The sequence below is a fragment of the Bryocella sp. genome (assembly GCF_058498515.1).
This window is the reverse complement of sequence record NZ_JBMHYI010000007.1, coordinates 1-3,798: the sequence shown is the minus strand read 5'-3', so window position 1 is coordinate 3,798 and position 3,798 is coordinate 1. Positions and strand designations below refer to the sequence as shown.

Sequence of the window (3,798 nt, the reverse complement as noted above, 5' to 3'; positions counted from 1 at the left end):
CACCGGCCAGCGCGGCGTCTTCGTCCTCCCACTCAACATGCCCGCCGGTGCCGGAGAAGCTGCCGCGGCCAAGGTCGACGACTACACCTTCGACGCCGCCAGCTGGACCCTCATCGCCCATGAAGCCCGTCCCGGCCACGAGCTCCAGTTCGATTCCATGGTCGAGCACGGCGTCTCCAAAGCCCGCGCCCTCTATGCCTTCAACTCCACCAACGCCGAAGGCTGGGGCCTCTACGCCGAGTACATCACCCTTCCCTACATGTCGAAGGAAGGCCAGCTCATCAGCCTGCAGTTCCGCCTGCTCCGCGCCGCCCGTGCCTTCCTCGACCCCGAACTCCAGGCCGGCAAAATCCAGCCCGCCGACGCCATGAAGGTCCTTACCCAGGACGTCTGCTTCTCAGTCCCCTTCGCCAACCAGGAAGTCGAGCGCTACACCTTCCGCATGCCCGGCCAGGCCAACAGCTACTTCTACGGCTTTACCCGCCTGCTCGAGCTCCGCAGAGAAGCCGAAACCGCCCTCGGTCCTAAGTTCAGCGCCCTCCGCTTCCACAACTTCATCCTTGCGCAGGGCCTTCTGCCGCCGGGCCTGATGAAGAAAGCCGTCGAAGAGCACTTCATCCCCGAGGAAAAAGCACGAAGCTGATGGAACCGGAACCACCTGAAGCGCGTATCCTGTCTTCGACTCGCTCCGTCCGGAGCAGCCGCACTCTTGTGGCCGACACCCGGACAAACCCCTGCTGAGGTGAATCCCGATGAAATCGTTCCACATGCTTGCTGTCACGGCCGCCTTTTCAGCCATCCTGCTCTCCGGCTGCCGCATCGTCGACCACAAGGACAAGGACGGCAAGAACGATAACGTCGCCATCTCCACCCCCTTCGGCTCCATGAAGGTGAAGACCAACGATGACGCGGACGTCTCCAGCATCGGTCTTGCGGTCTATCCCGGCGCTGTACCCGCCAAGGATGGCGACAAGGATCACGACTCTGCCGACGTCGACATGAGCTTCGGTGATTTCCATCTGGGCGTCAAAGCTGCCAGCTTCCAGACCTCGGACTCCACCGACAAGGTCATCGCCTTCTACCGCAGCGACATGGCCCGCTACGGCGAGGTCCTCGAATGCAAGGGCGACCATACCATCGGCAACCCCACGCGCACCGCGCAGGGTCTCACCTGCTCCGACGAGGACGACCACCACCACGTCCACGGCAGCACCAGTTCGGACGGCATCGAGCTCCGCGCCGGCTCCGAGCAGCGCCGCCACGTCGTCAGCATCGAAAGCAAGGACGGCGCCACGCACATCGGCCTCGTCATGCTCAACCTGCCCACCAACCTCCACTCCCACTCCGACACCCAGAAAGACCCCGAATAGCCCCTTCCCCAATCGTTGAGTTGCCCTCCGTCCCCGGCTCCGGTAGCTTCGTAGGGTGATCCAACGCCTTTGCCACCGCTGCCACTCCGTTCTCCACATCGAAGACGAAGGCACACTCACCTTCTGCTGGAACTGCGGCGCCCCTCAGGTCATGCTCTCCGAAGAGCTGCAGGAACAGGCCACAACGCAGCGCGCCGAAGCTTCCGGCCAGTCGCAGCCCTCCAACCTCACCCGCGAGGAGTACCTCGCTACCCAGCCGCCCGACCTGCTCGTCGTCTGGAAGTCCGTTATCCGCATCACCGCTGCCGTAGCCGCAGCCCTTTCAGTCCTCTGCCTGTTTCTCCCGCTACACTTCATCGCGTGGATGGCCCCCTCCATCGTCATGGCCATCTACTGCAACCGCCATCGGGAAACCCACATCACCACCGCCGTTGGCGCACGCATCGGCCTGGTCTGCGGCATCCTCTGTGGATTCGGCATTACCTTCGCCTCAACCGCGCAGATCCTCATCATCCGCTTTGTCTTCCATCGCGGCACGGAGATTGACGCCACCATCCTGAAATCGCTGCTCGACGCTAAAGCCCGCGTCATCGCTCAATCCGGCCAGGCCGCCGCCGATCCCGTTTTCAACCCGCTGCTCAACGTCCCCGAATTCCGCGCTGGTTTTTTCCTCTTCATGCTCCTGTTTGCCATCACCGTCCTGCTCATCCTTTCCACCGCCAGCGGAGCCTTCTCCGGCTTCATGCGCTCCCGCAAACGCCCAGCCTAGCGGGCGGCAAGCCACCCCCGCTGCTATCATCAAGGTCAACCATGAGCGACGCCACCACCCCCGCAGCAACCGAAACAACAGCCTCCACCCGCTCCCCGCGCCTTCGTGAAAAAGGCCGCCTCATGTCCGCCTCCGAGATCGAGCGCACGCTCGTCCGCCTGGCCCATGAAATCGTCGAGCGCAACGACGGCGCCGCCAACCTCGGCCTGGTCGGCATCAAGCGCCGCGGCGTCCCACTCGCCCAGCGCCTCGCCAAAATCATCGAAAAGATCGAAAAAGCCCCCGTCGACACCGGCGTCCTCGACATCAGCTTCTATCGCGACGACCTCTCCACCGCCGGCCCACGGCCGGTTGTCGAAAAAGGCGAGCTGGGCTTCGACGTCACCGGTCGCGACATCATCCTCATGGACGATGTCCTCTACACCGGTCGCACCATCCGCGCTGCGCTCGACGCCCTCTTCGACTACGGGCGCCCCAAGAGCGTGCAGCTCCTGGTCCTCATCGACCGCGGCCACCGCGAGCTCCCCATCGAAGCCCGCTTCATCGGCCGCATCGTCCCCACCTCTCGCCGCGAAATCATCGAAGTCAAGCTCCGCGAGATCGACAACGACGAACAGGTAATTTTGGTTGAACTTGTCGACTAGAGGCTAAGGATGAAGCACCTGCAACCCAAGGTGCTTCTCAAACGCTTCAAAGTCCCGGTCATTGTGCAGTAAATCGTGCCCATGCTCAATGCAGAAGCTCGCCACCAGGCAATCCACCGTCTTCCGTATCGTGATCCCGCGCTTTCGCAGGCTGCGATAGTTTTCCGCGGCGATGATCTCCAACCTAGGCGTCAAAGTCGGCCATTGCTGAAACTCTCCTAACTCCTCCTGCACGACCGCCACCTGCGCATCGTCTCGGATACCCCGCAACACCTCATACACAATCAAATCGGTCAGCCCGCACAGAACGGCGTCGGCGTTCTGCTGCAACCAACTTGTCTGTGGTGTCACTCGCCCCGCCAGATAATCGATCAAGACACTCGTATCAACAATGGTCATGCCAGATCAAGCGGCTTTCTTCGAAGAAGGCTTCTCAACCGAACTTGCAACCCGGTCCGCGATCACATCGTCCCAGAAATTTACCTTACCCCGCAGTTTTCGGATGCCACCCTGCCGTTGAAGCTGCACCATCCGCCGCAGCGCTTCCTCCACGGCCGCCTTCTTCGTCGTCACCCCGGCAGCCTTCATCGCCTGCTTCATCAACTTGTCGTCGATCTCAATATTCGTCCGCATACGCTCCCCTATGTGTAAGAATCTCACAATTAATGTGTATCGGAAACCGCAGCCGCTTCATCTAGAGTAGGACAATGTCCACAGCCGCCCCCATCACCGATCAGCCGAAGCTCGCCCCGCTCACCATGGGCGAGGTCCTGCGCATTCCGTTGATGCGCCGTCTCTGGTACGCGCAGATCGTCTCCGTCTTCGGCGACTTCCTTGCCCTCTTCGCGGTCATCATCGTCATGACCTTCAACCTCCACGCCACCGCCCAGCAGATCACCGGCGTGCAGATCGCTTACATGCTGCCCATCGCGGTTCTCGGCGTCCTCTCGGGCGTTTTCGTCGACCGTTGGCCCGTCAAGCCGACGCTGGTCTCCAGCGACCTCATCCGCGCCGT

At 61.9% G+C, this 3,798-nt stretch carries 7 protein-coding genes; 5 read left to right on the top strand and 2 right to left on the bottom strand.

Going from position 1 to position 3,798, the window contains the following annotated elements; genetic code table 11:
• The 4 genes from AC5E6W_RS01950 to pyrR form a co-directional block, all read left to right on the top strand.
• On the top strand, window positions 1-643 hold a 643-nt coding region (locus AC5E6W_RS01950), incomplete at its 5' end, for a DUF885 family protein (protein ID WP_491750575.1).
• A 124-nt stretch (window positions 644-767) separates the two neighbouring features.
• Window positions 768-1,370 carry a hypothetical protein gene (locus AC5E6W_RS01945; protein WP_491750574.1) on the top strand — a complete coding sequence of 201 codons (603 nt, stop codon included), beginning with the start codon at window positions 768-770 and terminating at the stop codon, window positions 1,368-1,370.
• Between the two features lie 55 nt (window positions 1,371-1,425).
• Window positions 1,426-2,139 (top strand): hypothetical protein, encoded by a 714-nt coding sequence (locus AC5E6W_RS01940; RefSeq protein ID WP_491750573.1) that lies wholly within the window; start codon window positions 1,426-1,428, stop codon window positions 2,137-2,139.
• A 41-nt stretch (window positions 2,140-2,180) separates the two neighbouring features.
• Window positions 2,181-2,783: a bifunctional pyr operon transcriptional regulator/uracil phosphoribosyltransferase PyrR gene (gene pyrR, locus AC5E6W_RS01935; protein WP_491750572.1), complete on the top strand. Its 603-nt coding sequence runs from the start codon at window positions 2,181-2,183 to the stop codon at window positions 2,781-2,783.
• A gap of 3 nt (window positions 2,784-2,786) precedes the next feature.
• Here pyrR and vapC read toward each other — a convergent pair whose 3' ends face one another.
• Window positions 2,787-3,182, bottom strand: coding sequence for a type II toxin-antitoxin system VapC family toxin (gene vapC / locus AC5E6W_RS01930; RefSeq protein WP_491750571.1), 396 nt, complete (start codon window positions 3,180-3,182; stop codon window positions 2,787-2,789).
• 6 nt (window positions 3,183-3,188) lie between these two features.
• A complete protein-coding gene (locus AC5E6W_RS01925) occupies window positions 3,189-3,416 on the bottom strand; it encodes a type II toxin-antitoxin system VapB family antitoxin (protein ID WP_491750570.1) in 228 nt (75 codons plus the stop codon).
• Window positions 3,417-3,490: 74 nt separating this feature from the next.
• Here AC5E6W_RS01925 and AC5E6W_RS01920 point away from each other — a divergent pair.
• Window positions 3,491-3,798: MFS transporter (locus AC5E6W_RS01920; protein WP_491750569.1), on the top strand; the 308-nt coding region annotated here is incomplete at its 3' end.